Here is a 25,323-nt window from a genome sequence, read left to right as displayed (position 1 = left end):
CACAGCCGTTGTGCTGCTAAGCTGTGCGCGACGGCGCATTCCGGGCACAGCCCGGGGCAAGCGAGGCACCGGCGGCAGACCCTGCGGGTCTGGACGAGGAGTGTTCAACAAAGGGAGCAACACGCAAATGGAACTTGTACGGGTCGAGCAACGCGAATTTCACGCCATGCGCGCACACGTGGCGCAACTGCTGGCGAAAGGCTGGGTCATCACCTCGCGCAATCCGCTGACCCTGGTGCGCCTCGGGCAAACCGTGGTGATTCGCCACGGCATGCTGATTGGCGGGCACTACAACCAGTGAGACGCGGGCGGCTCAAGCCAGCCAGTTGACCCGGGCGAACTTGCGGTGGAATTCGCCCGGCATGGCGGTGACCATGCCGCTGGCGTAGTTGAAAAAGACGAAGCCGGATTTGGCCATGGCCACCAGCGCACCGTCCGCCGGCCGGCTGACGCGGAAGGTGATGTCGCCGCCATAGTGGTTGAAATCCATCACGCCGACCTCGAACAGCAGCAGGTCGCGGGCATGCGCCTCGGCCCGGTAGGTGGTTGCCAGGTCGGTGACGATGATGCCGACCCCGGCAACCGGTGTTTCCGGGATGCCGAACTCGAACAGGAAGCGCGCGCGGGCCTCGGAAATCATCGAGATCATCGAGTCATTGCCCAGGTGGTTGGCACCGTTGATGTCGGTGACGCGCACCGTGAGCTGGGTGCTGTAGCAGTACTGGTCTTCGGGAAACTGCAGGCTCAGGCGTGCCATGGTGGCTGGTCTCGGTAGCAACGCAGCGGCGTTGTCTGGATTAGTGGCGAAGCGCCATTGTCGGCCAGATCGGCAAAATCAGCACCCGTTCTGGCGCTTTTGCTCGCCGTGGAACCGTGTGAAGCGCAGTGATTAGCGACTAGACTGCGGCTCCCGTTCAGTTCCGGATCGTCCACCCATGCCGGTCATTCGCCCTCCTGCCCTGCTGCCCACGCTGGTGTCCACGCTGGGCCTGTTTCGTCATGCGCACCGCGGCCTCGCGGACCCGGCGCAGTTGCCGCATATCGAGCGGGCCCTGCCGGCCGGCCGGCTTGATCCGCAGTGGCTGCAGGCATACCGCGCTTGCGTTGGCCTGGAGGCGCAGGATTGCCTGCCGCCCCTGGCGCTGCAGATTGCCGCAGCGCCGCTGCATATGGCGATCCTCGCTGATCGCGGGTTTCCCTTTCCGGCCATGGGCCTGGTGCACATGACCCAGAGCGTGACGCAGTCCCGGGTGCTGCCGGACCATGCGCCGCTGGCGCTGCGCGCCTGGACCGGCACGGCGCGCTGGGAAAAGCGCGGTATGAGCTTCGGCCTGATAACCGAGGCCAGCCTGGACGGCGAGGTGGTCTGGCGCGGTGAAACCCGGGCGCTGGCGCTCGACCGCTCGCGGCATGCCAAGGCAACCGCCCGCCACGGCAAACTGGCGGCGTCCGCCGACAATGCCCCCACGTTGCGCCGCGAGGCGCTGGTGACGCTGCCCGAGTCCTGCGGGCGCCGCTATGCCGCGATTGCCGGCGACCTCAACCCGATCCACCAGCGCGCCTTGCTGGCCCGGCTGTTCGGCTTTCGCCGGGCAATCGTGCACGGCACCTGGACGCTGGCGCGCGCACTGGCGGTAGCCGAGCTGTCGCAACTGCCGGCCTATGAACTGCAGGCGACCTTCCGCCGTCCGGTGGAATTGCCCTCGCAGATACTGATCCGCGCCTACGCCAACGCGCTGCAGCAGCACAGCGTGCAGGTGACCAGCGCGGATGCCCGCCAGCAGCTCATCGACGTGCAGGTAAGCGTGCCTGGCAGGGCCTGATGGCCAAAGTGCTTGCAGCGCAGCTTGCGCAGTAGCAGCAGGCAAAGCCCCGCTTCGGAGTGCAGGAATATTGATCAATATTGCGGATTATTAAATTGCATAATTTGCAGAAAAGTGACGGTAATGCCGGTATGTCATTGAAATACAATGATATTAGGCACGTGTAGTCTGTGCCGGTTAAGGCTTTTTATTTTTCACGCAAAACATGGTCGTGAAGAGTTGGCAAAATTTCTGACACGCTAATTGTGAGCCGAACCGACCACAAGCTGACCAAAAATTTGACGGCCGGGTCGCGGGCTCAAGGCCGTCCGAGCCATCGCGTTGCGGGCATTGGGGGCGTGGCTTTTGATGTGGCTGGTGTTCATGGGGTGTCCTTTTGCCACAGCTGGTCCATGGGAACAGCAAAAGCATTGGGTATGTGGGCCAGGGGCAGCGTGCTGGTACCGGTATAGAGCAGGATGCCGCCCTGCCAGCTGTGACCAGCCTGCTCTGCCAGCCGTGCCAGGCCGCGGCCGTCCTTGCCCTGCACGGAAGCAGATTTTTTGATTTCCACGCCCCATAGGCGATCGTCCTGCTCAATGACCAGATCCACTTCGAGCTGGTCCTTGTCGCGGTAATGAGAGAAGCGCTGTTGCGTGCCATCCACAGCAACCCGCAACACGTCATCCGGGCACTGGCTGGCTAAGGCATTTCCAGCGAGCGATCCTAAAGGCCCGGCCTTCGCAAGCTCGGAATGCAGCCTTCCCTCATTTGCAACAGCATAGGTTTCTTAACCGCCTACATCGACGCGCTATGGGATGGCTGCCACGTGTTACTCATGTAGTCGACCACAGCCTCTCCAAGCGTCTGGTCAGTTGAACAGCTTGGAAACGGGCCGATTATTGGAACAGTCCTCGAAAGGACGATGGATCAGGTTGGGTTATCAGCTGCCAAAGATATTTCTACCTTGATCATGATGAGACGAGCATTTCTCTCATGTGATTTTTGATGGGGGGTAAAGGCAAGTGGTGATACGTTGAAACACTTTGCCGATATCTCGACTGCGCTGTCGGCGAGCTCTTTGAGCTACAGGATGGAGAACTGTAGAAGCTAGATGGAGGCTGCATCCAATTTTTGGCTAGTGGTCTTTTTGTCTGATGAAGTGCTTTGCATACCGCAAAGACAGCACGGATTCGGCACAGAATTGGCACAGCGCAAAACAAAAGGGCCTGGATTTTCATCCAGGCCCTTGATGTTGATGGCACCAGGCGGGATTCGAACCCACGACCTGCGCCGTTTGATTGCGCTTCGAACTGATTGACCAATGCCGCGAAGCCGGCTTTGGCCGTTGAGCGACCAAGGCGGACGAGTCCTTCATCCGAAGCAACGGCACCAGCGCTTGCGCAGACGCTGACTAGAGCGTGCCTTGCGCGTACGCAAGCGAGGGCTGCACAAGCGCAAGGCCAGCTGCCAACACAAATCGAGACAATCTGCTGATGAGGAATGTCTGCGTTGGCATTGTGCTCTCCATTACTTGGAAGCTACTGGTTCAACTATCGCTTTTTATCCAGCGCCGCCAGCAAGTCCTTGCCGCTCCACTGCTGGCCCGGCTGAAATTGGTGAATCAGATTGCACATGGCTTCGTTCGCCGGCGTGGCAATGTTGTAGCGCTGGCCCAGACGAACGATGGCGCCACACAGATCATCGACCTCGGTGGGCTTGCCCTGATGCAGATCGTCGCACATGGAGGCGCGCGCTACCGGATCCATGCGCATGATCTTGCGGGCGAGGCGCATGAACAGCCAGTTTGGCAAACGCAGTGCGATCGCGAACAGCTTGGGCGGCGGTGCGTGGGCGATTTGCGCCGGACGAATGCCGGCGGCGTTCAGGACGCGAAAGCCTTCATCCATCAAGGCTGCCATCACGCACCGAAGGTCCCTCTGCATAAACGTGTCGCGCAGCGGGAGATTGGCCAATGCGTTCACCGGATTGACCAGGTTCAGCAGAAGCTTGCCCCACTTTACTGCGACCATGTCACGGTACAAATCGACTGGCACACCAGCCTGCCGAAGCACTGGTGCAAAGACTTCTGAAGACGGATCCTGTTGCACCAGCAAACTCCCGTCAGTGGTCTGGAGCACGTGGTTGGCGTCGCGCCAAATCACGTTAAAGGCGACCACGGAGGCCAGCACTGTCATCGTCGGCGCGCCTGCGAGCAGGCGGGCGACATTGTCGACGCCGTTTTGCAGGGACACCACGGTAGTGCCAGCGGGGCAGTGTGCGGCAATGTCCAGCGCAACTTCGTCAGTTGCCGTGGCCTTAACGCAGACCAGCACCACCAGCGCGTTGTCGTCGTGGGAGGGCCGCCCGGACTGGGCGGCCAGCGCCGCAACCGCCTCCTGTAGCGTCGCGGCCAGACAAATCTGCGCCGGCGGGATCAGCGTATCCAGCCCGTCATTGCCGGTAACGCGCAGGCCCTGCGCAGACAGCGGCTGCAGCACGTGCGGCCGCCCGACAAAACACACAGTGTGGCCGGCATGGGCCAGGCGCCCGCCGACATAGCAGCCGATGGCACCGGCGCCAAGAATGATGTAGCGCATAGTAATTGGCACTCTGGTTTTCAGGATAATCAGCTCTTGTAGCTTGGATCCGTCCGGTCAAGCTTGCGGATCAGGGCGGACCAGGTGATGTTGGCGGCCTGCCCCTTTGATGCCATTTCAATCACTGCCGGCATCGCTTCAATGATCTTTGGATCGATCATGATCAGTTCGCCGCCCGCTTGTGCGCTGACCTGGATCTGGCAGGTCGATTCAAACACGTACATGCCAACAAAGGCCTCGGCCACGGTGCGACCCACGGTCAGGAGGCCGTGATTGCGCAGCATGAGGTAATCCTTGCTGCCGAGATCGGCTTGCAGGCGCTGCTTCTCGTCTTCGCGCAGCGCCACGCCTTCGTAATCGTGGTAGGCCAATTGCGGAATGACAAAGGTGGACTGCTGGCTGATCGGCAAGATGCCGCACTTCTGCGTACTGACCGCCACGCCAGCGCGCGTGTGGGTGTGCAGCACACAGCCGACATCCAGCCGGCCATCATGTATGCAGCTATGAATCGTGAACCCCGCAGGATTCACGGGGAAGGGCGACTCGGAGAGCAAGTTGCCTTGCTGATCCACCTTGACCAGGCTGCTGGCGGTGATTTCGTCGAACATCATTCCGAATGGATTGATCAGGAACTGATGCTCCGGCCCGGGCACGCGCACACTGATGTGCGTATACACGAGATCCGTCCAGCCATACATCGCGGCCAGGCGATAGGCTGCAGCGAGTTCTACACGGAGTTGCCATTCTTCGGGACTGACGCTGGATTGCAGGGATGGGATGTTCATGGTCGTCTCATATTGTTGGTTGATGTTGGTAGCGATCAACGTCTAACCGGGATCCCGGCACAAATGTGCGGAAACTGACGGTTGACTCCGAAGCATCCTTGAGCAACAAGGCTTTCAGGTTGACGACCGGACCATCCCGGGCCACCAGCAACTCATCGCTTCGCTCATGTCTTCCTGCAAGCGCCTGCACAATAGAGAGTCATTGTAGGAAGGCGGCCGTGGCGGGTCTTGTCTCTGGCGTTAGATTGCTTGTCATTTCTGAGGCAGAATCAAGCGGCCCGTGACCAGCATCCTCGCCTCGCCCGCACGCCGCCAGCGTCATCGCCGGCTATGGCATCGCTATCGCCAATGCGCTCGAGTATGCCGGCTTCGGCGCGCTGGCCAGCAGCTTTATCAAGAGACTGCCTCGCGTGTTGACCTGGCCGACGTTGAAACACTTTGCCGATAACTCGACTGCACTGTCGGCGAGCTCTTTGAGCTAGAGAATGGAGGACTGTAGAAGCTGGATGGAGGCTCCATCCAGTTTTGGCTAGTGGTCTTTTTGTCAGAAGAAGCGCTTTAGATGTCTCAAAGACGGCACGGATTCGGCACAGAATTGGCACAGCTCAAAACAAAAGGGCCTGGATTTTCATCCAGGCCCTTGAAGTTTATGGCGCACCAGGCGGGATTCGAACCCACGACCCCTGCCTTCGGAGGGCAATGCGGTACATGAATTCAGCCTGATCTAATGATGCATAAAGTTACTCTAAGCCCCGCGCTGTATAGTCTTCGGCTTTTAAACCTGGCGGCAGTTTACATCTCATTTCGACACTTAGTGCTACCCATAATGGCCGCAATAGAAGAATACGGTGAAATCGATTTTTGACCACTAGCTGCTAGCCGAATAACACATTGGACTGCCCCCCGGAGCGATAGACATTCCCAGCCTATGATTGCGACCGACTGAACTTATGGATGGTATAGATGGACAGAAACCGATCAGGCACACCGCGAAGTCAGAGGTTTTCTTTCCAGACTTTTTTGTCGAAATCGTATTCGATGTTGGCAAATTGATCGCCACTCACAGTTGGGATTCTCAGGTACGGTTTTCCTTCCTGGAGGCCATAAGATAGATATGGCTGAATTAAGCTGTACCTCAAAGTCGGATATTCCGCCAGGAACTTTGGTACAAGCATGTCCAGTGACTCAGGATAATGGCCAGCTTCGGTTTTGAATGCCTCTATTGCGATTGCAATTGGCGCGGCTCTTTCGTGAAGTCGTCCGTCCACTGCATGCATCAAGAAAACAGTTACGAAAGACATTGCTAGCCAAATCGTGAATCGTCTCCATGCTTTATCAGAGCCACGAGCCAGCAGAAGAGCTGGAATGCCAATCAGCAACGAGCCCAACAAGGCGGCCGCCGAAAAGAAGGCGGTTCCCCAAAGCAGACACGGAAGCACACAAAAGAAAAAAGCGAAGAACCAAGTAAATCCTAATTTGCCCCCCTCATTTTTCGAGTCTGAAGGCCCACTCCTCGGGGCGAACAAGGGCGGCACGCTAACATCGTCATTCATGATTCATTTGATCCCGGTTTATCCATTTCATCCCAAGCCAAGCAATGGCACCCAATACACCCAAAATCGCGCAAAGCTGATAAACCCCGTCGTGCGTCATTAGGCCCAGGAACGGATTCGCATCCGAAATTGGCGAAAAAGGCCTGATGTCATGGTGCATCAAGCTGTCGAGCAAAATATGACTGGAGGTGCCTATGAGGGCGCCAACAATCACTGCCACCTTTGACACTGGTAAAGACTCTTGCAGCCAAGGCAGCTTGTGGTGCATGACCTCCTTGTTCCACCGTCGCAGCAAGAAATTGCAAATACTGGGCGCAACTAGCGTTACGAGGAGCGCAATGACCAGCGCGCCCCCAATCGTGTGTGACGGACCATGAAGCGCTTCTGCCCCAGCAAACATTCCGATTCCAGGCTCAATATCCATTGCTACCTGAGCAATGCCGAAGGTTATCAGGCTGAATCGTCTGTTAAGCCCAGGCTTAACAAAGAGAGCAGCACCCATGTGAAATGGCGTGAAGGGCATTTAGGTACCTACATTATGGATAGGTGCTGCGGACGCCGAACTACTGAGTGAATCGACCTAGTTCGGTGTTCACTTCTAGGTTCGACTTGTAGCTGACGGCACTCTATCACCAGAGGCTGCTTTTGGCCGGTTTGAGGCGGTCGCAATGGACCGCTCTCGACCCGATATAGGTGGTCGATAACTGCTGAGTTCAGCGGCATTTGAGGGCGACGCCTGTGTTGCGATAGCAAAAATGGGAGGCAGGCAAAATGGCCACTACAACGATTTGTTCGGCGTCAATTCAGCCGTACCGTGCTCGAAGATACCCCAGATATTCGTTGGGTATCCCAAAACTGCCTTGCAGCTTTCCGATGAGTTCTTGATACGAAAACGCTCGGAACCCCAGCTCTGACTTCAGTCGGGCGGTGAATATCTCGATCTCATTTCGGTGAGCATCACCTTCTTGTCCAAGCGCATCGAAATAGACGTAAAGTAATCGAAATTTTGAACCGCAGTGAGTCGCAATGCCCAAAGCGTGCTTCATCAGTTGCGGTGCATCCAGATGACGGAAAATAAGCTCTTTTGACTGAAATTCTTCAGCGAGGCGCTGGGTTTCCGGCAACCCCACGTTTTCCCAAACGCCGATACCTGCGGGGAAGTACTTCTCTTTGAACGGCGGCTTGCTCGCGGGCTTTGGCGAAAGCCATTCAGTGAACTTACTTTCGATGCCCACGACCAAGCCATTCTGAAGTTCGAAAATCACATCCAGATTGGGAGGATTTCCGGGCAGGCCCGTTGGATACTGCCCCTCGAACCGAACATTTACTGGCTCGGCCTCCAGATCAAAGATTTCCATTAATGGCTTGGTATCCGCGTCGACCCAAGCATCGAAAAAGTTCACTGCCAGCGCCGATGATGAGTGAAGGGCCCGCATCTTGGCCGGGCCATTAGGCCGATCGCGTAGCTCTGACCCACTACCTTGATCAAAGGCGAGCTTGGACTGGGGACTCAACGTCTGAAATAGATTGCTCTCATAGCTATTCAAGTAGCCGCGTTGATCCGGACTCAAGCCAGCCGCAGTAGCCCACTCCAATTGCTTGTTAAGGATTTTGGACTTCACATTCACTCTGATTCTCCGACTGGCAGGTTTGAAGCCGAATTAATATTAGGCGGTATGACGTGTCGCGTTCCCTGTCGTATACCACTTCTGTCCTCCCGCAAACCTGTGCTCAGCCGGAGCAATCCATTGAAGGTACCGAACCCGCCAACAAAGGAATAACCGGCATGATGAAACCCCGAACAGGGGGCAATCGCCCCGTAGCCATTGTCCAGTGCTCCTCGAGCAGCCGAGAGCATAGCTCCGGTGGTGTAAGGCAAGGATTCAGCTACGTTGGAACTCCGATTACTGAAGCCGTTGTTTATTTGACATGACAGGATGTCACTGACCATTTGCGCATCATGCTCCAGGGTCACCGGCGATGGCTCAATGACTTGTATGGGCAGTCCGAGCTTTGCCCAAGAAGCCATGACCTGAGCAGGTTTAGCCGCGCTGGGCGAATAGCTGCCGGCCTCGGCAACCATGTGATCGGTATAGTGAATGGAAAGCTGCATCAGGTAACTCCAATGGATGATCAATGTGTGGTGACATGATGCAAATGCCAGTGCCTCAACACGTGAGGCACTGCTTCATCCGATTGGATTTTTTTAAAAAGCCAGGCAACTCAGAAAGGAACCCTATCGAGATCATTGGCGAAATCGTCATCAGGCCAGCCGTCCGAACTTTTCGACTTCGGCTGATTGCCGGATTCGGCCACGGCTGGTTTTGATGGCTTACGATCCGAGCGTTCTTCCTGAGCGCCCCCCTCACCACGACCGCCCAGCAACTGCATGACGCCACTCATGTCGACGACAATTTCCGTTGTGTATCGCTTGATGCCGTCCTTTTCCCACTCCCGGGTCTGGATGCGTCCCTCGATGTAGCACTGGGAACCCTTTCTCAGGTACTGCCCAGCAATCTCGGCAATCTTTCCAAAGAACACGACCCGATGCCACTCAGTACGATCCTGCTGCTGGCCAGACTGCTTGTCTTTCCAGCTATCTGACGTGGCCAGCTTTATGGTGGTGATCTGGTTGCCATTGGGCAAATACCGAGTCTCAGGATCTGCGCCGACATTGCCGATCAGAATGACTTTGTTGATGCCTCTTGCCATGGGTGTATTCCTTGATGACCAGTGATGTTTGAAAGCTCCGGCACAGTGTCGAGGCCTTACATTTCTTTAATGCGCGTGATCGAGGTGTAGCCGCTATTGAACGCCTTGAGCTCCGCGTCACCTTCCGAGTATCCAGTGAAGATTTCGCTGTGAAACTCGGCGCCCTTGAAGCCTGAAATCAGATAGGTTTTGAACATTACGTGTCTCCTTTGGGCTATTTACCGCTCAACAACAGCGCTCTTGACCAACTCGTCTATCTGGCTGAAATGAAACTTGCACAACTGCTGAAGATCACTGGGCGACATGGTGACAAGCCTTCCATCTACCTCAATGTATTGACTGGATGTGATTGCCCAATTCCCGCCAGGCAACAGCCGCACTTTCAATCGATAGATATCAAATTCAATTTCCAACTGTCATGACCTCGTTGATTTTGCTAATGCCTGGCTTCTGGAAGCTCTGAGGGTTGCTAACGGGAGTCACCATCCAGGGGATAGCTCCCAGATCTGCGCATCGGGCGGATCGTCTTCTGCGGTGCATGCCTATGGCCCCAATATCTATTTCACCTGGAACCGGGCCTGAAGCTCATCAAGCAGCACCTGCATCAGGTGGACTTTTCGCTGCAGTTGTTCAACATGCGCTTTTTCAGCCTGCAGACCGCAAAGCAACTCACGCACATTCTCGGACGTTGGCTTCGCAAACTCTCTCAGGGCCTGATTTCGCTCGATCAATTCCAACCAATCTTTGTTTAGCGCAATGATTTGCTTGATCAAAATCAACAGCACAATTCCGAGCATCAATAGCAAACAGAAGACGCTCCCCAAAAACATCACAAAAACTGCCAACTCGTTTACCACGCGAACTCCACTTCAAATGCGCATACTTGCTCCACGGCCGCAGAGTATGTAGATTTACTAGACACATCCAGAGTGTTTACCCGTACAGGTAAAGTTTTCAAGCAGGTGGGGAAGGCATGAAACGTCAGCAGTCGATCGAACAAGTGCGCTGGGATTTGGCTTTGCGCTATAGGCTTATCGAGACCGTTGCCTGGTGGGAAGGCCGTTTGACCACCAACCACCTGATGCAGAGCTTTGGCATAAGCCGGCAACAAGCCTCCAAAGACATCAACACCTACATCACCGACCACGCGCCGAAGAACCTGGAGTACGACAAGTATTTGAAGGGGTATGTGCCCAGCAAGCACTTCAAGCCACTGTTCATTGACGACAGCGCCAGTGCGTATCTGCACCTGCTCAACCAGAACCATGAGCGCGCGCCACATATCGAAGGCCTGGCGCTGGCGTACGCGCACACTGAGGTACTGCGTGTACCTGACCGCTCGATCAAGGCCGAGATTTTACGCCCCCTCCTTAAAGCCTGCCGCGACGGCCTGCGCCTGGAGACCGAGTACGTTTCATTCAACACGCCAACTTCAGAGATCCGGTTGATAGCACCGCATACTCTGGTCTACTCGGGGATGCGCTGGCATGTACGGGCGTACTGCGAAAAGAATCGCACCTATCGAGACTTTGTACTCAGCCGGTTTCGTGGCATCCCAGACCTGCTGGACAGGTCCGACTTCGGACGAGATCAGGATGAGGCTTGGAACACCGAGGTTCAGGTCATCATCGAACCGGATGCACGCCTGAAACCCGAACAGAAAAGCATTATTGAAATCGACTACGGGATGATCAATGGGCAGTTGGTGGTCAACACCCACGGGGCACTAGTGCAGTACGTGCTGCAGCGCTACCAAATTGATCCGAATATGGTGCAGGCCAAGGCGACTGCCCAGCAGATTGTCGTTGCTAATCTGGATGAACTTTCGGGCTGGCTATATTAGTAAGCCCAGTGGGTTAGGCATCCTCCCGCTTTCAGCGGGCGCTGGCTTTAGAGCCTAGATTGCCCCCAGAACGATAGACATTCCCGACCAAAGTAAATGTCGCGTCCTAAGCTACTTTGTTTTGTAGAAAAGGCTCTTTTGGCTCATTTCTTTATATATCCAATTCCATCTGGTGACCTAGCTATAGCTTTGCCAGGATTGTTTTTTGCCCAAGTCATTGCGTCTTGAAATGTATCAAAGTCAGATATCTTTTCGTCATAAAATCCCGGCTGATTCATAAAATTTGGCATGCCATCTTCATCATGCCCTCCCATATGTTCTTCAATGAAACGCCAATCACTAATATCTTTACTCATGCTTGATTCTCCATTGATGCTGCTAACAGCGCCGGAATTCACAGAATAAGTGCAGCGCTTGAAACGAGAGGCAGAGAGCCAGTTACCTGAGTCGCACCTAGCCCTCTAGACACTCGGGGTTTGTAAATGGTTGCTTCGGATCGACTTCGACCTATCACGACGGACAGAAGTCAGCCAAAGCAGTCGTCGAGTACCTAAGACGCTAGAGGCGATTCAACCTTCTGTACTCTGCTGACCAGGTCAACACTATGCAAAAAGCCCCGTAAATTCGTTCAGTCCTTGGAAAACACCTCGGCATGACGGTATTGGCTAGTACGCGCTCACTAAACCAGAGAGCTTCTCATTTGGCGCGTACCGCTACTTTTTTGGCAAGCGACGAATGATCCAGCTCTAGTAATTGTCTGTCAGGTTCCGGAACCGGTCTTTCAGCATGGCTGATATGCAGTGTGTGCATGTGACGGGAGTCAAAGACAAGGCTCACTAGCCAGTATGGTGGGCGGCCAGTTGGCGGTATTAAACATTGATCAATCACCCGCGATCAATTTGGCTGGCTTGAATGCTAAATACCGGTCTCTGCCTTTCTGCATCTTTGAGGTCAAACACCTGCAGCAAGTAGTCCGGAGACTCGTGGTCAACGCCGTAGGCTCGGCCACTATCTTGGCCGCCAGGCAAGCCGCGGCAACGCATGGTGGCCAATCGCTGCGCGAGCTGACCACCCGGAGTTACAGCTGCTAAACGAATACTCACTGTGCACAGCGCGCAAGCTGTTCAGCATATAGCTCTGAGAAAGCGGGTATATTTTTAAAACCTGTACGGCTGCAATGGGCCGGTTGCGGCGGTCGTAACCGGCAGGAGTCGGCGGAAGCAGTTACTCAGTTCCTTTGACGACCGTCACTTACACACCCGGCATATCTGCCATGCTGAGACCCTAGTTCCGGAATCTGACAGACAGTTACTAGAGCTGGATCATTCGTCGCTTGCCATAAAAAGTAGCGGTGCGCGTCCAAGGGAGGGCCTGAATACTCTCTGCGCGCGCAGGCTAGGCATTATCAGGAGCAGATCATGTACCGTACCTACCTAGTTTCAGGCTACAAGGGCGCCGCATATCACAGCGAGATTATTACCGCGCAAACCGCCGGTGAAGCGGAACACAAAGCCTATGGCCTCGGATTTACCTCAGTAGAAAGCGTCAAAGAGATGTAGTGAGTCTAAATTCTGCAGTTGATCCTTGAAGAAAGCGTAATCGGGGAGAAGTCCTAATCGACTAATGCAGCCCTTGTTTAATCGCTAGGTTTACAGTTTCAGATGGTGAGTGTTCCTATGAGTTCAGGTGTTAGCCAGAAGCTACAGACCAGCCGTAAAGAGCTTTTGGATATCGGGCTTCGTAACAACATGCTCAACTTCCGCAAGACAGCCAAAACCTTAACTGTGGTGGATGAGCTGTCGGAAGAGGTTTTCAATATCCTCTATCGCCAAGAAAAGGCGATGTCCTTTGCCTCGATGGCACGGCAAAAACTGGCTGATCTGGCTAAGTCAATCAATCCGGATGGCAACGAGGATGGCGACTCGGCCAGTGACGAGCAGTTGCTGCACGAACTGGATACGTTGGATTGGTCTTGCAACGCCGAGGACGATGCAGATTCAACGGCTAGTAAAGCGCGGCGCCACCTCGACAGTCGTTTGCAGACCGCGCTTGACGATGAACGACTGTTTCTGCAACTGCTCAAAATTCATACCGAAGCGAAGGGATACATTGAAGAGCAGGGTGTTAATACCTTGTTCCTGGCGCTGGGCTTTTTGCATTGGTACGAAGCCGACAGTTCGGAGAGCTTGCGTAAAGCCCCCTTGGTATTGCTGCCGGTAAATCTTGAGCGAAGTGGGGCTAAAGACGGCTTCGCCTTGAAGTACTCCGGTGATGATCTGGTTGAAAATTTATCGCTGGTAGCCAAGCTTAAAACTGATTTCGGCTTGGATATGTCTACGTGCAGCCTTGAGGCCGTTACCGACTCTGAACAGAGCGAAGCATTAACGGCGTATTTTGCCAATGTGGCTGATGTGATCAGCAAGCAAAAGCGCTGGAAGATTGCCGCGAACGAGGCTGCGCTTGGCTTCTTCTCGTTCGGCAAGTTTTTGATGTTTAAGGACCTTGATCCGAAGAGTTGGCCAGAAGATAAGCAGCCTGGTGAACACGCAGTGATGAAGCGTTTACTCGGTAGTGGTTTCGGTGATCAGCGCAGCGCTTATCCTGAAGATGTGAATATCGATTCGGTGATTAACCCCGGCGATGTGCGTTTTGTTAAAGACGCCGACAGCAGCCAAACCGAGGCGATTCTTGAAATCCGAGCAGGTTCGAACTTGGTGATTCAAGGGCCTCCTGGCACGGGCAAATCACAGACCATTACTAACGTGATTGCGGAGTTGATTGGGCAAAAGAAGACGGTACTGTTTGTTGCCGAAAAAATGGCTGCACTTGAGGTAGTTAAGCGCCGCCTAGATGAGTGCCATTTGGGCGATGCGGTGTTTGAACTGCACAGCCACAAATCCACAAAACAATCAGTACTTAAAGAATTAGCTCGTACCCTTGAACAGGGGCGGCCGCTCACTAAGGTGGGTGTTGAGGATCTGGAAAGCCTTAAAGAGCTACAAGATGCTCTGAACCTTTATTGCGAGGCGGTGAGCTCGTCTGCTGGCGCCAGCGGCTTACCGTTTGTTGAGGTGCTGGGTAGTTACTTGAAGTTAAAGCGTACTCGCCCAGGATTACCCGTCTTGTCCTTTACTCCCATGGCCAGCTGGAGCCATGCCGAGCAATTAAAACAACGCGAGTTGATTAAAGAGCTGGTGTTGCATCTTCAAGAGATGGGGAGACCTGATCAAAGCGTGTTTTGGGGAACTGAGCGCACTTATTTCTCACCCATTGAACAAAGTACAGCGGCGGAAGCGTTACAGCTGGCGGTATCACACTTGACTGCTTTGCAGTCTGCCGCCCGTGCTTTATCCGAGAGATTGATGCTGACCCTTCCGGCATCGTTACCGGACGTTGATGTGATCTGCCGCGCTGCTCGCAGGGCCGCCGAAGCTCCGAGGTTGGACGGGGTTCAGTTGTCGACTGGTGAGTGGCAGTCGCGGCGCGATGTTATCCGCGAGTTACTTGAGGCTGGCCAGCTAATGTCAGCGTGCCGCGAGAAGCATGATCGCCAGCTGATTGATGCTGCCTGGGATCAGGACTTACTCGACGTTCGCCAGAGTTTGCTGGCCTACGGTGACAAATGGTGGCGAATTTTCTCCTCCCGATTCCGTGCCGCGCGATCTCGCTTGCAGGGTTTGGCTCGCGAGGTGCTACCCAAAGAAAATAGGGAGCAGTTAGCCCTTGTTGATGGTGTGTTGGCATACCAACAAGGCAAAAAAGTCTACGACCAGCATGAGCCGCTGGGCAGTGCCCTATTCGGCGCTCAGTGGCAGCGGCAGAAATCTGATTGGGCTGTTCTGGAGCGTTTAAGCAGTTGGGTTATTCGGCTGCATGACGACCTAGGTAATGGCCAAATCCCACAAGGCATTATTAGCTTCTTAGCGGGCCATTCCGATGCCAGTGGTCTGGGTGAAGCCGTCACGGATATCGAGCAGCATGTGGCTGGATTGGACAAGGCATTGCGGGGCTCGCTTGATGTTACCGGGATGCAGAAAGACAAGGACTGCGTGCGCGCATTGGGTCTAGAGGCGCTTGGAGCCCGCTTACAACAGTGGGTGGATAATCTGACAGCGCTGTATCAGATGTCGCGATGGAATGTACTTGCAGGGCAGTTACGTGCAGAGCGTCTTGATGAATTGCTGCAGCTGGCCGCAACAAGTGATGAGCCTGAGGTATTGACCGATATTCTAGATTTGTCTTGGTACTCCGGCTTGGTACAGCGTGTATATGCAGACAAGCCCGCCTTGCAGCAATTTGATCGAATTAAGCATGAGCATCAAATCAGCCGTTTCCGTCAGCTTGACCTGGCCTCATTACGGCATGCGCAGACTAGTTTGGCTAAGCAGGTTTGGGAGTGCATGCCGAATATAAATCAGCCGGGCGAAATGGCAATTTTGCGGGCCGAGCTAAACAAGAAGCGGCGGCACTTGCCGATTCGACAGTTGATTGAGAAGGCTGGCCGCGCAATTCAGCAGATCAAGCCTGTCTTTATGATGAGCCCTATGTCGATTGCCAACTTTCTCCCGCCAGGGAAGGTGGAGTTTGATGTAGTGGTTTTCGACGAAGCGTCCCAAGTTAAGGCAGTAGATGCCTTTGGCGCGATCATGCGTGGCAAACAGGTGGTAGTGGTCGGCGATACGCGCCAGATGCCGCCCACGGACTTTTTCAGCCGTGAAGTCGAGATAGATGATGAAGACAGCGCAACTAGCGACATCGAAAGTATATTGGCGATGTTTAAAGCAGCGGGTAGTCAGGAACGCTATCTGCGTTGGCACTACCGAAGCCGCCACGAGTCTTTGATCGCCGTTTCAAACGTTGAATTTTACGATAGCAAACTGGTGGTGTTCCCTTCCGCCGGCCAGCACCCCCATGCCACAGGCGTGAGTTTTGAATATTTACCTACGGCTCTTTTCGATCGTGGGCGTACCCGTACCAATAAAGAGGAAGCTAAGGCTGTCGCACGAGCGGTGATGGAACACGCAGTGCGCACACCCGAACTTTCATTAGGGGTTGCCGCATTTAGTGTGGCGCAGCGCGATTTAATTCAAGTCGAAGTCGAGTTACTTCGCAGAAAAATGCCGGAGGCTGAGGGATTTTTCACGCGCGATAACAGCGAACCATTTTTCACCAAAAACCTTGAAAACATCCAAGGTGATGAGCGCGATGTGATTTTTATCAGCGTCGGATACGGTCGTAACGAATCTGGCCGTATCGCCAAGAACTTCGGTCCGTTGAACTCAAAAGGCGGACATCGTCGACTTAACGTACTGATCACTCGTGCGAAAATGGCCATGCGAGTGTTCTGTAACTTCAGGGCTGATGAGCTAGAGCTTGAAGCTGATGCAAGTCACGGTGTAAGGGCTCTGCGTAACTTCCTAAAATTTGCCGAAACCGGCAAGTTAGAGGTGGCTACCGAAACCGGGAAGCCGGCGGACTCACCGTTTGAGCTTGAGGTAATGGAAGCCTTACGTGAGCGTAACTATGTAGTTGAAGCGCAGGTGGGTACGGCGGGTTACTTCATAGATATCGCTGTTAAGGATCCCGATTATCCTGGGCGTTATGTACTTGCCATCGAATGCGATGGTGCCGCGTATCACAGTTCGCGTTCAGCACGTGATCGAGATCGTTTACGTCAGGGCGTTTTGGAAGGCCTTGGTTGGAACTTCCATCGTATCTGGAGTACGGACTGGTTCCGAAATCCTCAACAAGAAATTACCAGAGCAGTTGCGGCCATCGAAGCGGCACGAAAGCGCCTTACTGAGCAGCTAGACGTTTGTGTGCCTGAAGTAGTGCCGGTACAACCGCATGAGATAGTGCGCGGGCAGCCAGCGGAGGAAAAGCTTCCAAGTTCGAGTCGCCCATATGTGAAGGTGCGTTTGAGTCCGCCACTGGATATGACCATTCAGCTGCATCAAATCCAGCCTGAAAAGCTGACTCAAATGATTAAAGCAGTCGTGGAAATTGAGTCGCCGGTGCATGAGAGCGATATCACGCGCCGACTGATGGATGCATTTGGAATTAGTCGTGCCGGGTCTAGGGTCATTACGGCAGTAGCTGAGGCAATACGCTTAGGTTGTCGGCAGAATCATTTCCAACATCGCGACGGATTCGCCTACTCCAACAAAGATCAGACTGTACCAATCAGGAGTCGCGCACAGCTGGACGCTAGTGAACGAAGAATTGAGCTAGTTGCTCCTGAGGAGATAGACATGGCACTGCTTGAAACGGTCGCTTTGGGGTTCTCTATGAGGAGTGAGGAGGCTGTGTCCGGGGCTTTAGGCTTGCTTGGCTTTGGTCGTGCTACAACAAAAATATCAGGAGTTCTAGAAACGCGTATACAGAAGCTAGCGGCTAGTGGGCGCTTGGTTTATGTCAATGGCGTTCTGAGACCCGTGTCTGTGTAGGCATTATTGGTGAGTGATCCATTACTCTTGGCAACGTCGAAATAAACTCGATCCCTGAGCCGTTCCAGCACTTTCACCCGGCGACCTGCAAAGCAGCCATCGACTTTTATGAAGCAGTCGACAAGCTGCTACTTCATGCTCGCCGCGATGTCATCTGCTACATTCCGACCGGCTTTTGAAACACTGCAGGGGCAGTATCCAGAACAAATTCTGCGGAGAAACAGTCACCCTAAATACGGGTTCCCGCATTCCGTACCATCTCAAAGCAAATGCGAGCCTGCCCGCGACGTCAGCCGTAATCGGTGGCATCACGTTTCGATCGATGGCCACGGCCCGCGCCTGAATCAGCCCATTGATCAAGCTTACCTCCAGTGTCACACAGGCGCTCATGTCCTGAGCGGACTTCCCGATGACCCGGATGAACGTATCTAGGTCCAGATCTAACCGGCATTGTTCGCGCAGATTAAAAGCTAGCCGGCGCTCGAAGATATTGACCGCCGGTGGCCAGGCTCTCGCTCGGTGCGCCATGCACATCTCATAGCTCAGGTCCGCATCTTCGAGGTAGCGAGTATCCGTATCAATCTCAATCCATCTCATGGAGTTGATCCTCTAGCGCCCTGGCGACGAGCTCATGCTTGGCGCTGAGTCGAACATACTTCGCGTACTTCTCAACACGACGAATCTCCCCAAGCCCAGCCCCTATGGTGAGCGACAGAGTGGTCAGTTGCCGGGTGACGTCGGCATATAGCTGCCCATAGCCATCGGCGCAAGCCACAATGTCCTTTGCCGACCGGTGTGCAAATATGGCCCTGCCTATGCGGCGGTGCTTGTAGGTGAAAATCACATTTTTGAGGGTCGTCATGAGCGGGCGCTTGGCCGGCGAGGTCAGTGCGTGGGCAAACAGGCCCCTGCTTTGGCACTCCAGCTGGAGCCGCTGAATCAGCTCTTGTGGGCATTCATGTGACATCCAGGACCTTCGGCCTTCCTCTTTGCCCTGTGATGACAGCAGTAAGGATTGCTTCGGTTTCCCGCCCGTCCGGTAACTGGCCTCGACGGCGTAAACCGTGCAGAGCATGTCCATGACGGCTGTTTCGAATGTTGTGGGCGTGTGGTGCATAGCAGCGGCCTCTCATTGGTTTGGAGGCCATATGCTGCTTCAGACTTTTGCGTGTCAGAACAAGAATGCAAAAATATCTGCCACCTGTTTTTGTTTGCTGTTGTGTCAGGCTGCCTCGCTTGCTTGACACACATCAATGACCCGATGAATGAACCTAACCACGGAGCAGCTTCTACGCCATGACGAACTGATTTTTCGCGCCGTGCTGCCCGTGGCATTCCGGTGGTCTGAAGTCTTGCCGGCGGCTATCAGTGCGATGAGGCACACGGAATAACCAAGCTCTCAATTAATACGACCACGCTATGCGCGCATACGCCCGCACCAATATTCCGCAATGACGCCCGTTCAGTAGTTTGGTGTCCGCAGCACTACCCTCAACGGCATGCCCTTTACGCCATTTCACATGGGTGCCGGAAGTTAAAACGCACTCCGAATCAGATCAACCGCGAAAATGCCAATCAATAGATGCCATCAGGAAAAGGTAGCGCAGCGCAGCATTTGAATGATGGTTATTCCGATCCTCACTAGCAACCTTCAGGCTTGCTCGGATGCCCAGAGGATAGCCATTATGGTCAGACCCAAAGGGCTCGTGTTTTGCGATTGGACAACGAGCTTTTCGAATCACCGTACGCCAGTAGGATTTTGTCTGTGTGGGTGTCTGATTGTCGTAAATGACTAGCTCAATAGATCGAGCAGGGATACCGATAGCCTCAAGTAACCACAGGTAGTCTCTGGCGGCCTTTTCATCATCACCTCGCCTAAAACGCAGACATGTATCAGTAGCCCAACTGTTCTCCACAAAGTAATCGATTACGCGGATAGCTCTTTCGTGCTTTGGGCCATCAAGTAGTTCATACAGCTTTTGAGCATAAGGGGCTACGGCTTCACGGCCACCATGTTTAGGCGGCATTGGTCTCAGGGTAACGTAAGATCGACTGCTGTCATCCTCGGAAGTTAGCATTCTGTGCTTTCGCCCCCCACGCTTGCGGCCGCACGCATCGGGCAAATCTCGAATATGACGAGCACGCTCTAGCATTAATGCGCGGCTCTCGGCAGAAAATTCGAGCCACTCCAGATTCACGGGGCGATTACTTTGTTCGCCGTATGAGACATAAGCGAGCATTGATTCAATCATTGCGATTCTCTCAATTGCCCAGTTAGACGGCTGCCGTTCGATAGGGCGAGCCCTAACCTTTTTTCGCGCCTGCTTCCGCGCTTTCAGCAGTTTGATACGGCCAATTATCTCGATCATCCGCTGACACTCAGCAGGCACACCAGCAGGGGGAGTGGGCTTTGTCGGCTGGCTTACATTGGCAATTGAAGTCACGTTGCTTGCGCTAAACAGCCAACATTTTGGGTTCCACTGCCAAGCCATCGCCATTATTAGAGGAAGGCTGTGAATGTAGTGCAACAACGTAGTTTTCGGGCTGCCATGGCCAAGAATCGCGCTAACCATGTGCACAATTCGCCTCGTGGGGCCGCCGTTCCGAGCGAACATCTCATGGCTTAGTTTTTGGCCATTTTCCAGCCAACTTGTAGTCAAGGGCAGATCGCGGAGGATCAGACCAGGAGATAGCTCGTTAAGCGTCACCATCAACTTGAGCAGAAGCCAAGTTGCGCAGGAATGGCGCAGATGATGGTAATGAACGCTATCAGAACCAGTGACTTCACGCATGCAGGCGTGTAGCGCAGGGAGCAGGTAGCTCTCACTTATCCACTGTGTTCTAAGCTGAGGGATGCAGAATAGGTACTCTGACGCCGGGCTTTCGGCTTCCTCCTCCCGCTGCCTATACCACTCTCTGAGTAGCTCAAGCTCATCTGGCTCAAGCAGTACGTGGAGCGGTAGACGCCGGACTGCATTCTGGCTCTTAACATTGCGCTGGGCATGGGGGCGAACGAGCAGATCGACTGGAAGATCCAGCCAGGCCAATTCATCTCTGGATAGCCTGCGCATGTTCGGATGCCGCTTTAGAATACGCGCGCTCGCATCAAGAGATAGCTCAGGAAAATGAATATCGCTGAGGCGGAGTTTAAGCGCTTCACTCCTTCTTAACCCCAACCTGAAACCTAGAATCATGAACAAGCGGGCGGCAGTGACCAGCCTAGGTGTCCGCAACTCCAACCCGCAATTTCCTAGAGCCTGCAGCACTGCTTGATACTGCTCCTCGCTGAGTACGTGTGCATCCACTCGAGTCAAACCTTTACCTATGCCAAGCAGAGAGTAAGGGCTTATTGGGGGGTAGCTATAACGGCGCTGCAGGAATGTATGGAATTCGTATACAGCTTTGGCCAGAGTCCGCCGTTTCCCATCTGTGCTTTGAGCCTCTAGGGCCATCTCATAGACAATTTCCAGTGAATCGGATTCAAGCTCAAAAATGCTCACGCCATCCAGTTGCGATGCCAGCGCAGGGCCAAGAAGTCGAGCATACCGGGCAATCGTTTTGCGACCGACCTGATGACCGTATGCGGATGCTCCGCTGAGCATGAATGCGATCCACCCCCGAAAGAGAGCGGCAAGCTCTGTTTGAGTTTCGCTTTGAAGCGAGGGCTCTATAGATTCCCCTGCTCGAACCCGTTGGCACAGCTCCAACACCCAGACGGGAGCATCGGAATCCTTTGCTGTATCAGAACGAATGTCATCTCCATAGACCTGGGCTGGATCTTCCTGAAAGGCATCGCCGAACAGGTAACCCCAGGATGAGGGACGAAGCGATTGAGATACGAACGATTTGCGACAGGCGAAATTCACCAGCAACTGCGGAAGTCGCAATTGCATTTGCATTCGAAGTAGATCCAGTAACTCAGTGAGACTGCAGGGAAGGTCATGTACCGGCATACCCGACGCGCTCAAAAGCGCCTGGATGCACTTGAGTTTTCCATCTTTACCCAGCGCTTGAGCATTCAGTGTTTTAACATCATCCGCACACCGAATCAGCAGAGCCAAGGAGGCAGGATCTGGAAACCACTGCCGATACTCGGCATCACCCACCCCTTGGATAGAAAGTGAGAGACGGATTTCAGGAATTCCCGCTAACCATTCAATGCTTTCCAGAGACACCTTGAGCAAGGCATTGAGTTGGGCTATGTCCAGGAGTCCACCACTGTAAGCTGCATTGAGAAGTAGCAAGCCAATGCGAGTTTCAGCATCTACTGAGTCCAGATCGAGCTTCAATCCATCCTTAAGCGCCAAGAGCAACCGGTGACTGCGCTCAATACGGGAAGCTGTGTAGGTATCGGGATTGATAGGGTTGGCTGCACGTTTGACTGCTATGGCAATGCCTGCAAGAGGAAATCTGGGTATCCGCTTCCTAAGGCGATGAGTGACACTTCGGAGCATGTTCCTCATCGTATGATCCATGCCAAGATGGCTTTCGAGTTCGCGAACATGCTCGACGCGCACTTCTTGCATGGCAGTCTTTCCAAGCAACCACTGTCCGAACTGGGTATTTGATTGCTCGGCTATCTCTCTGAGACGCACCCGAACCGGCTGACTCCAAGTCGGCTCGTGATCAACTGGTGACCAGAGAGTTTCCACCTGCTGCTCGCTCAGTTGAATCACGCTCATTTCATACTCCAAGGACTGCTGATTGCTGACCAGCCCATCTTGGTCAGCAATCTAGAAATCCATTTGTTGAGACAATCGGCGTAAGCCGATGGACAAAACGACGAAAAGGAGTCCATAGGCTCCTCGCCACGCAACCAGTGCCCCATAAATGCAGCCATTACTTCGGCAGGGCAATCACGCTCAGCAAGTTCAGTACGGATGAATTTGCGAAAGGAATTGATAGGGTGCGGGGTATATCCGACAACCAACTCCATTTGTTTTCGAATTGTCAGTGGCCTAATTTCCTCGCGGCGAATACCCCCACCCCCGCGTATGAGGAAAAATCCTCGAGACCACCTGCCATCGCTATCGTCCTGAGGCAAATAACCAGTCAGTTGTTTTGTGATTGCACAACAATGCTCTGTGTAATGCTCCAGTTGCCGCTTAAGCATTGGCGGCATGCAGATTAGTCTGCTCATATGTCGATCATCCGAGTCCTTGTCAGACATAGCTCCCATGCACAGCATCGGATCAAACTCGGCGACATGCCTAAGCGGATTGCGAATCGCCCGACACCCTGTCAAGAACATGAACATCTGAACAACCCAAAGACTGTAGTGATTGTGCCAAGTCAGCATGTCAGTGAGACGGCCTGTAGGCTGTTTTCTGAGAACTCCAGCCAATGCCTTCACATTCGCAGCAATAGTTTCGTGCAGCAGACAGTGGTTTGCCCCCACTGCACCGTGCTGGAAGGTCTGTATCAATGCTGGCTCATATGCCAACCCACAGCAGGCATAGACTTTACGCAGCACTCGGACAAGCGATTGCGCATAGATGTTTGTCAGATGGTTAGTATCAACTTGCAGGTAATAGCACGGTGTCTGGGCGGACGGTACACGCACCCCGGACAACATAGATGAAACGGCTATATCATGGGTGTCAGACACGATCTGGTTAAAGACGTAGTTACGGATCTTAGTCAGCGTGAAGCGGCTGTTCCCTTTCCCGAGCATGGCCAAAACCGCCTTGGCCTCCGCTTCCAATTCCGCGGTCTGAAATTGAAATATCTGGTTGGAAGATCTAGGAAAACTCGTAAAAAGAATATCCACTAGCCTTGCACTGCCGGCCAGATCGGGCAGAAGGATTCGAGTTTGGTGCTGACGGAATTCTCTCAACGGTTGCAGGCGAGTATCCCCCGCCAAGTCAGGACGGCGAACAATTAAACTGAAGGCGGCGGGATCGCCTCGGACTAGGACCAAAGCCTCAGTACAGTCATCCGCGTGATCAACGCGCAGCATCTGCACGATCTGTGTGGTCGGCTGTCCAAGCCATAGCCCAATATGCAAAAACACAATGGACTCCATCCTGAGCTGAGTCCGGGATGGTTCCTTCGCAAAACGGAGCTCTTCTTGGCACAACTCAAACAAGTTGCTGGCACCGAATAGCAAGTCTCGCAGTTCAAGTAGGGAGAACTGGCTATAGGAAAAGGGCGGCATTTGCCGACCCCGGACGATATGCGCCTCTATGCCCTGCTGGCTTAGCTTGTCTGCAACATAGGGTCGATCGCAGTCATTGTCATCCAGAACCCACATCTCGGCCGACGGACTCAGCTCATCTGGCGCTAGCTCTCCGTCATAGGAGTCCGACGGCTCGGTGAAGATGTTGTAATAGCCGGGTAATTGGTCTGGATCATCTGGATCATCAAATACGAAACCCAGCGGATCCTCGCTGACGGGGTGTGTCAGCTCCGGCTGATCTGGGCTCAAATTTCGGCCTCGAGCACCACCACCCGATCTGGTGGGTGGGATTTCTCCATGGTGATACCGAACCAAGCGCGCCATTGAAGCAAAAAGCTCGGCATTTTCAGACATTGACTCCGAAGGTGAAAAATCTTGGCAGGCTACTATGAACTCCTCTGTCGTTCCGCTGATTTCCAGCTCGGCTGGAATCGAGCAAGAGTTCAACTCGCATAAACGGCGCAGATCCAGAAATACCGCATACCGCTGTGTGACTAGTTGATCCGGAAGTTGCAGTTTCGTAGCTGCCAGAATCTGTGCCAGTAGCCGCTCATAATCCAGAACAAGTTCAGTATTGCGGGGTCTAAACCAGAGCGCCGCGTAGGGAAATCCGAACCGCGTAACTCCGCGGTTTAACACCGGGTTACGCACTGGGGCAGGATGTCCGAACCAGAACTGCTCGCCCAGCATGCTTAATGCAGACGGGTCATCACGCAGCGCAATCAACCACTTACACTGCTCACGCCATACTGCTGGATCACAATCTCCGATGCGAATCGGACTGTTAGTCTCAGCCGCCAGCAGAACCCTCAAAAATCCAGTGATAATGCGAGGCAAATCGATCAGATCAGGATGGGCGCCTATGGCTTCCAGAATTTTCGAGATAACCTGAGAAGACTGCCCCCGCTCTGTGGCCAGCTGAAGAAGAGCATCCTGCGTAATCATTCTTCACCCCCCCGCCCCTTGAGAGGCTTAACGCCAACCAGGCGCGCTAGATGTGCGTGGCTTTGGTATGTATGAGGCCAACAATCTGGTGCATCCTTGATGTGCCGGTACAAATCGCGAATCTGTTGTGGCGTAATCCTCGCCAGCGCAGGGGCAACCAGACGCTCGATCAGCACCAATTGATGTAGCGTGGTTTCCGCGATTACTCCTGGCAATACAATGCATCGGACCGGGCTATCCGGGGCAGCGTAAGCAGTCAGCCAACGATAAATTGTTGTTTGCCCGATGCAGAAACAATCTGGATGCCTGCTGACCACCAGCGGGTATGTTCTATTTATGAGCTGCGCCATTGATGGGGGTATCAATGCACGCTCAGGAATTTCAATGGGGGCAAGGTCAAGCTCCCGCTCAACCCGGGCGAAATTTGGATGTATCCCCCGAATCTCCGCCAACTTTATT

General features: G+C 54.0%; 21 protein-coding genes. 5 read left to right on the top strand and 16 right to left on the bottom strand.

Translation table 11 applies throughout. From position 1 onward, the window contains the following. The first annotated feature begins 127 nt into the window (after nt 1-127). The gene (locus ISX93_RS00940; protein WP_195776809.1) at nt 128-301 is read left to right on the top strand and encodes a hypothetical protein; all 174 of its coding nucleotides are present in this window, start codon (nt 128-130) and stop codon (nt 299-301) included. A gap of 12 nt (nt 302-313) precedes the next feature. On the opposite strand, the gene ISX93_RS00935 is transcribed toward ISX93_RS00940, so the two are convergent. Further along, entirely contained in the window at nt 314-757 is a 444-nt protein-coding gene (locus ISX93_RS00935) for a thioesterase family protein (protein ID WP_195776808.1), read from the bottom strand. 178 nt (nt 758-935) lie between these two features. On the opposite strand from ISX93_RS00935, the gene ISX93_RS00930 reads away from it, so the two are divergent. Further along, the gene (locus ISX93_RS00930; RefSeq protein ID WP_195776807.1) at nt 936-1,823 is read left to right on the top strand and encodes a MaoC/PaaZ C-terminal domain-containing protein; all 888 of its coding nucleotides are present in this window, start codon (nt 936-938) and stop codon (nt 1,821-1,823) included. 361 nt (nt 1,824-2,184) lie between these two features. Here the strand turns inward: ISX93_RS00930 and ISX93_RS00925 are convergent, their stop codons facing one another. The 10 genes from ISX93_RS00925 to ISX93_RS00880 all read right to left on the bottom strand — a co-directional run bounded on the left by ISX93_RS00925 (nt 2,185) and on the right by ISX93_RS00880 (nt 10,309). Then, a complete protein-coding gene (locus tag ISX93_RS00925) occupies nt 2,185-2,481 on the bottom strand; it encodes a DUF4143 domain-containing protein (protein ID WP_229731965.1) in 297 nt (98 codons plus the stop codon). Nucleotides 2,482-3,355: 874 nt separating this feature from the next. Beyond that, entirely contained in the window at nt 3,356-4,402 is a 1,047-nt protein-coding gene (locus ISX93_RS00920; protein WP_195776806.1) for a 2-dehydropantoate 2-reductase, read from the bottom strand. A gap of 29 nt (nt 4,403-4,431) precedes the next feature. Then, nucleotides 4,432-5,187 (bottom strand): class II aldolase/adducin family protein, encoded by a 756-nt coding sequence (locus tag ISX93_RS00915; protein WP_195777182.1) that lies wholly within the window; start codon nt 5,185-5,187, stop codon nt 4,432-4,434. A gap of 995 nt (nt 5,188-6,182) precedes the next feature. Beyond that, entirely contained in the window at nt 6,183-6,740 is a 558-nt protein-coding gene (locus ISX93_RS00910) for a hypothetical protein (protein WP_195776805.1), read from the bottom strand. Continuing rightward, a complete protein-coding gene (locus ISX93_RS00905) occupies nt 6,733-7,263 on the bottom strand; it encodes a DUF4184 family protein (RefSeq protein WP_195776804.1) in 531 nt (176 codons plus the stop codon). Before ISX93_RS00905 ends, ISX93_RS00910 begins: the two co-directional genes overlap by 8 nt. Nucleotides 7,264-7,543: 280 nt before the next feature. Then, a complete protein-coding gene (locus tag ISX93_RS00900) occupies nt 7,544-8,368 on the bottom strand; it encodes a PGN_0703 family putative restriction endonuclease (protein ID WP_195776803.1) in 825 nt (274 codons plus the stop codon). Next, nucleotides 8,365-8,853, bottom strand: coding sequence for a hypothetical protein (locus ISX93_RS00895; RefSeq protein ID WP_195776802.1), 489 nt, complete (start codon nt 8,851-8,853; stop codon nt 8,365-8,367). Before ISX93_RS00895 ends, ISX93_RS00900 begins: the two co-directional genes overlap by 4 nt. A 110-nt stretch (nt 8,854-8,963) precedes the next feature. Further along, nucleotides 8,964-9,452, bottom strand: a complete 489-nt coding sequence (gene ssb / locus ISX93_RS00890; RefSeq protein ID WP_195776801.1) for a single-stranded DNA-binding protein — start codon at nt 9,450-9,452, stop codon at nt 8,964-8,966. 56 nt (nt 9,453-9,508) lie between these two features. Then, the gene (locus tag ISX93_RS00885) at nt 9,509-9,649 is read right to left on the bottom strand and encodes a hypothetical protein (protein ID WP_195776800.1); all 141 of its coding nucleotides are present in this window, start codon (nt 9,647-9,649) and stop codon (nt 9,509-9,511) included. Between the two features lie 360 nt (nt 9,650-10,009). Beyond that, nucleotides 10,010-10,309, bottom strand: coding sequence for a hypothetical protein (locus ISX93_RS00880; protein ID WP_195776799.1), 300 nt, complete (start codon nt 10,307-10,309; stop codon nt 10,010-10,012). Nucleotides 10,310-10,425: 116 nt separating this feature from the next. Here ISX93_RS00880 and ISX93_RS00875 point away from each other — a divergent pair, with 116 nt between their 5' ends. Further along, complete coding sequence (locus ISX93_RS00875) at nt 10,426-11,295, top strand: WYL domain-containing protein (protein ID WP_195776798.1); 870 nt, start codon at nt 10,426-10,428, stop codon at nt 11,293-11,295. Nucleotides 11,296-11,438: 143 nt separating this feature from the next. On the opposite strand, the gene ISX93_RS00870 is transcribed toward ISX93_RS00875, so the two are convergent. Beyond that, entirely contained in the window at nt 11,439-11,651 is a 213-nt protein-coding gene (locus ISX93_RS00870) for a hypothetical protein (RefSeq protein WP_195776797.1), read from the bottom strand. Nucleotides 11,652-12,713: 1,062 nt separating this feature from the next. On the opposite strand from ISX93_RS00870, the gene ISX93_RS00865 reads away from it, so the two are divergent. Both ISX93_RS00865 and ISX93_RS00860 read left to right on the top strand, forming a co-directional pair. Further along, a complete protein-coding gene (locus ISX93_RS00865; protein ID WP_195776796.1) occupies nt 12,714-12,854 on the top strand; it encodes a hypothetical protein in 141 nt (46 codons plus the stop codon). A 117-nt stretch (nt 12,855-12,971) separates the two neighbouring features. Beyond that, the gene (locus tag ISX93_RS00860; protein WP_195776795.1) at nt 12,972-17,741 is read left to right on the top strand and encodes a DUF3320 domain-containing protein; all 4,770 of its coding nucleotides are present in this window, start codon (nt 12,972-12,974) and stop codon (nt 17,739-17,741) included. Nucleotides 17,742-17,891: 150 nt separating this feature from the next. Here ISX93_RS00860 and ISX93_RS00855 read toward each other — a convergent pair whose 3' ends face one another. From ISX93_RS00855 to ISX93_RS17065, 4 genes are all read right to left on the bottom strand, one after another. Then, complete coding sequence (locus ISX93_RS00855) at nt 17,892-18,338, bottom strand: hypothetical protein (protein ID WP_195776794.1); 447 nt, start codon at nt 18,336-18,338, stop codon at nt 17,892-17,894. Next, nucleotides 18,325-18,822 (bottom strand): hypothetical protein, encoded by a 498-nt coding sequence (locus tag ISX93_RS00850; RefSeq protein WP_195776793.1) that lies wholly within the window; start codon nt 18,820-18,822, stop codon nt 18,325-18,327. The genes ISX93_RS00855 and ISX93_RS00850 overlap by 14 nt, the downstream gene beginning before the upstream one ends. Before the next feature lie 475 nt (nt 18,823-19,297). Then, nucleotides 19,298-22,423: a tyrosine-type recombinase/integrase gene (locus ISX93_RS00845; RefSeq protein ID WP_195776792.1), complete on the bottom strand. Its 3,126-nt coding sequence runs from the start codon at nt 22,421-22,423 to the stop codon at nt 19,298-19,300. Beyond that, nucleotides 22,420-24,864 (bottom strand): hypothetical protein, encoded by a 2,445-nt coding sequence (locus tag ISX93_RS17065; protein ID WP_229731964.1) that lies wholly within the window; start codon nt 24,862-24,864, stop codon nt 22,420-22,422. The genes ISX93_RS00845 and ISX93_RS17065 overlap by 4 nt, the downstream gene beginning before the upstream one ends. Between the last annotated feature and the right edge of the window lie 459 nt (nt 24,865-25,323).

It is taken from the genome of Pseudomonas sp. N040 (assembly GCF_015637705.1).
In the GTDB taxonomy this organism is placed as follows: domain Bacteria; phylum Pseudomonadota; class Gammaproteobacteria; order Pseudomonadales; family Pseudomonadaceae; genus Aquipseudomonas.
This window is presented reverse-complemented; position numbering and strand designations above follow the sequence as displayed.